The organism is Streptomyces sp. PA03-1a (genome assembly GCF_033792805.1).
GTDB lineage: Bacteria > Actinomycetota > Actinomycetes > Streptomycetales > Streptomycetaceae > Actinacidiphila.
Genome location: NZ_JARAVO010000416.1, coordinates 1 through 3,701, shown reverse-complemented (window position 1 = coordinate 3,701; position 3,701 = coordinate 1). Strand labels below are relative to the sequence as shown.

The following is a 3,701-nucleotide window of genomic DNA, read 5'->3' as shown; positions in this document are numbered from 1 at the left end:
CGTGGGACCGGAAATTTGTATAAGATAAAGCCCCCGGGCCGAAGGCTGGGGGAGGGCGGGAGGCGGGGAACCCCCCACCGCAACCACGACGGCGCCGCACACGACAACCGGGCCCTACAGAAGGTCACCCCAGGGCGCGCTGGACGCCGGCCTCGCGGGGGCCGAGGAAACGGGGGTCCGGGGTGAACGCGGCGTCGAACGCGGCCTTCACGGCTCCGGCGACTTCGCGGGTCCCCCCGTAGTACCAGGTCGCGTCGTGCCGCTCGTCGACCCCGATCCCGTACGCCTCGATCCCGGCCGCCCCGCACAGCGCCAGCGCCCGCCGTATGTGGAAGCCCTGGCTCACCAGCAGCGCCCGGTCGACGCCGAAGACGCGCCGGGCCCGGGCGCAGGAGTCCCACGTGTCGAAGCCGGCGTAGTCGAGGACGACCTTGTCGCGGGGCACGCCGTGCGCGGCCAGGTAGTCCCGCATCGCGGTCGGCTCGTCGTAGTCGGTGCGGCTGTTGTCGCCCGTGACGAGGACCACCCGCACCTTGTGCGCCGCCCACAGTTGGGCGGCCGCGTCGAGGCGGTGGGCCAGGTAGGGGGAGGGCTCGCCGTTCCACAGGCCCGCGCCGAAGACGACGGCGACGGGCTCCGCGGGGGCGTCCGCCACCGCACGGACCCGGTCGTCCGCGGTGACCTGGAGCCACGTCGCGGGCAGCAGCGCCAGTACGCCCAGGGCCACGGCGGCCCACAGCAGGTGCCGCCGCCCCCGCCTGGACCGCGGTAGCCGCGGCAGCCGCGCGAGCCGCCGCAGACGCGGCAGCACGGCCCCCACGCGTACCCCTGGCGTCTTCCGGTTCGGGCTTCGTTCCACGTCCGAGTCGACGTCCCGTACGTCCCTGCGGTTCCATGAGGGTGATGCGTGACGACCATTCCCGCCTCCCGTTCTTCGTGTACGGGACCCTGCGGCCCGGCGAGATTAACCACTCCTGGCTGCTGCGCGGCCGGACGACGTCCGAGACGCCCGCCGTGCTGCACGGCGCGCTGCTGTTCGACGGGCCGGGCTACCCGTACGCCGTGGCCGACGACCGCGGCCGCATCCACGGCGACGTCATCCATCCGGTCGAAGACCTGTACCAGGAGGTGCTCGCGGACCTGGACCGCCTGGAGGAGTACAGCCCGGGCGCCGCCGGGAACCTGTACGAGCGGGTGGTCCGCGACGTGCGCACCTACGCCGGGCGGACGGTGCCCGCATGGGTGTACCTGGCGGCCGCGGACCACGAACGGGAGCTGCGCGAGAAGGGGCGCCCCATCGAGGGCGGGGACTGGAAGCGCCGCTGACGCACGCTCTGCGGGCGCCCCTCACACCCGCCCGCACGGAGTGTGAAGCGGCGGAAACCAGTCGTCATCTCGGTGCAACGGCGTGGCAACCCCCGCTCGCCACACTCGGTGCATGACGGCCGAGCAACCCGCGCCGCACGGCGTGCCAGGACCGGACCACTTCGACAGCACGGCGCAGCTCATGTCCCGGATCACCACGCAGCTCAGCAGTCAGCTCTCGCGGGTGACGCTGCGCTCTGCGGCCCCCTGCCGCCCGGTCCTGGTCGCCGTCGCGCACGGCAGCCGCGACCCGGAGGCGCTGCGCACCGCGCACGCCCTGCTGGAGCGGATCAGGGACCTGCGCCCGGGGCTGTCGGTGCGGCTCGGTCACATCGAGATCGACGAGCCGTCGCTGGACGACACCCTTGCGGCCCTGCGCGGCGAGGCCGTCCTGGTGCCACTGATGCTGACCCGCGGCCACCACGTCAAGCGGGACCTCCCCGGGGCGCTGGCCCGTGCCCCGCACCTGCGGGGGCGGGTCGCGGCGCCGCTCGGCCCGCACCCGCTGCTCGCCGAGGCGCTGCACGACCGCCTGGCCGAGGCGGGCTGGCGCACCGGCCCCCCGCGGGCCGCACGGCGGGCCGGGATCGTACTGGCCGCCGCAGGGTCCCGTGACCCGCAGTCGGCCCGGGACACCGAGGCGACGGCCGCGCTGCTGCAGGCCCGGCTGGGCGGCAGGGTGCCGGTGGTGCCCGCGTACGCGTCGGCGGGGCCGGACGTCGCCGCGGCGGTGCGGCAGCTGTCGGCCGACGGCCGGGACCGGGTCGCGGTGGCCTCCTGCTTCGCCGCGCCGGGCCGCTTCGCGACGGCGACGGCCGCCGCGGCGCCGTGGATCGCCGCCGCCCCGCTCGGCGCGCATCCGGCGATGGCGGCGCTGGTGCTGCACCGCTACGACCGGGCGCTGGCCGGCACGGCGGGTCCCGCCGCCGCGGCGCAGCTGGCCACGGCGTAGCCGCCCGGACCGGGTCGCGCCCGCTACCGTCGCGGTATGGACGCGAACCACCCTGCGGCGACCGACTACGCCCCCTACAGCGAAGCCGACACCGAGCGCTACGTGCCCGAGCCCGACAAGCGGCCCGGCCGCACGTCGTTCCAGCGGGACCGGGCCCGCATGCTGCACTCCGCGGGGCTGCGCCGGCTGGCCGGGAAGACGCAGGTGGTGGACCCGGTCGACAACGCCCGGGCGCTCAACAGCAGCCCGCGGACGCGGCTGACGCACAGCCTGGAGTGCGCCCAGGTAGGCCGGGAGCTCGGGGCGGCCCTCGGCTGCGACCCGGACCTGGTGGAGACCGCCTGCCTGGCCCACGACATCGGCCATCCGCCGTTCGGGCACAACGGGGAGATGGTGCTCGCCGAGGTCGCGGCCGGCTGCGGCGGCTTCGAGGGCAACGCCCAGAGCCTGCGCATCCTGACCCGGCTGGAGCCGAAGCGTTTCGCCCATGCCGACGACGGCACCCTGACCAGCGTGGGCCTCAACCTGACCCGGGCGGCGCTGGACGCGGCGACGAAGTACCCCTGGCCGCGCGGCGGGCACCCCACCGACCCCACCAGCCCCAAGTTCGGCGTGTACGAGGACGACCTGCCGGTCTTCGAGTGGCTGCGCCGCACCGCCCCCGCCGACCGCCCGTACGTGCAGTGCTTCGAGGCGCAGGTCATGGACTGGGCCGACGACGTGGCGTACTCCGTCCACGACGTCGAGGACGGGCTGCACGCCGGCCATCTGGACCCGGCGGTGCTGCTCGCCGAGCCCGAGCGCCGCGAGATCTTCGCCGTCGCCGCCGGCCGCTACGCCCCCGGGGCGGCCGAGGACGAGCTCGCGCAGGCCCTGGACCGGCTGCTGGACATGGAGTGGTGGCCGCACGGCTACGACGGTTCCGCCATCGCCCAGGCCCGGCTGAAGGACGCCACCTCGCAGCTGATCGGCCGCTTCTGCCTGGCCGCCGAGCGCGCCACCCGGGACGCCTACGGCACCGGCCGGCTCACCCGTCACCGCGCCCAACTGGTCGTCCCGCGCGACCAGCGGCTGGAGTGCGCCGTCCTGAAGGCGGTCGCCGACCGGTACGTCATGCAGCGCGAGGCGCAGGAGCGGCGGCGCGCCCAGCAGCGCGTGGTCATCGGGGAGCTCGCCGAGGCCCTGCTGGCCCGGGCGCCGGAGGGGCTGGACCCGCAGTTCCGCGGCATCTTCGACGAGGCCAAGGACGACCGGGCCCGGCAGCGGGCCGTCGTCGACCAGATCGCCTCGCTGACCGACGCGGCCGCGACCGCCCTGCACGCCCGGCTCACCGCCCCCCGGTGAGCCGGGCGTGCAGGGCGGTCGCGGCCGCGTCGGTCAGCGA

The 3,701-nt window shown here is 75.7% G+C and carries 4 protein-coding genes; 3 read left to right on the top strand and 1 reads right to left on the bottom strand.

Going from position 1 to position 3,701, the window contains the following annotated elements; genetic code table 11:
- Positions 1-124: 124 nt before the first annotated feature.
- Positions 125-820, bottom strand: a complete 696-nt coding sequence (locus PV341_RS44250) for a SanA/YdcF family protein (protein ID WP_500323044.1) — start codon at positions 818-820, stop codon at positions 125-127.
- Between the two features lie 83 nt (positions 821-903).
- On the opposite strand from PV341_RS44250, the gene PV341_RS44245 reads away from it, so the two are divergent.
- The 3 genes from PV341_RS44245 to PV341_RS44235 all read left to right on the top strand — a co-directional run bounded on the left by PV341_RS44245 (position 904) and on the right by PV341_RS44235 (position 3,661).
- Positions 904-1,326 (top strand): gamma-glutamylcyclotransferase family protein, encoded by a 423-nt coding sequence (locus PV341_RS44245; RefSeq protein ID WP_500323046.1) that lies wholly within the window; start codon positions 904-906, stop codon positions 1,324-1,326.
- A 112-nt stretch (positions 1,327-1,438) separates the two neighbouring features.
- Complete coding sequence (locus PV341_RS44240) at positions 1,439-2,317, top strand: sirohydrochlorin chelatase (protein WP_500360897.1); 879 nt, start codon at positions 1,439-1,441, stop codon at positions 2,315-2,317.
- A 36-nt stretch (positions 2,318-2,353) separates the two neighbouring features.
- Positions 2,354-3,661 (top strand): deoxyguanosinetriphosphate triphosphohydrolase, encoded by a 1,308-nt coding sequence (locus PV341_RS44235; RefSeq protein ID WP_500332383.1) that lies wholly within the window; start codon positions 2,354-2,356, stop codon positions 3,659-3,661.
- Positions 3,662-3,701: the final 40 nt, after the last annotated feature.

Coding starts and splice junctions, on each gene's coding strand:
- PV341_RS44240 (WP_500360897.1), top strand. CDS start 1,439: ATGACGGCCGAGCAACCCGCGCCGCACGGCGTGCCAGGACCGGACCAC.
- PV341_RS44245 (WP_500323046.1), top strand. CDS start 904: ATGCGTGACGACCATTCCCGCCTCCCGTTCTTCGTGTACGGGACCCTG.
- PV341_RS44235 (WP_500332383.1), top strand. CDS start 2,354: ATGGACGCGAACCACCCTGCGGCGACCGACTACGCCCCCTACAGCGAA.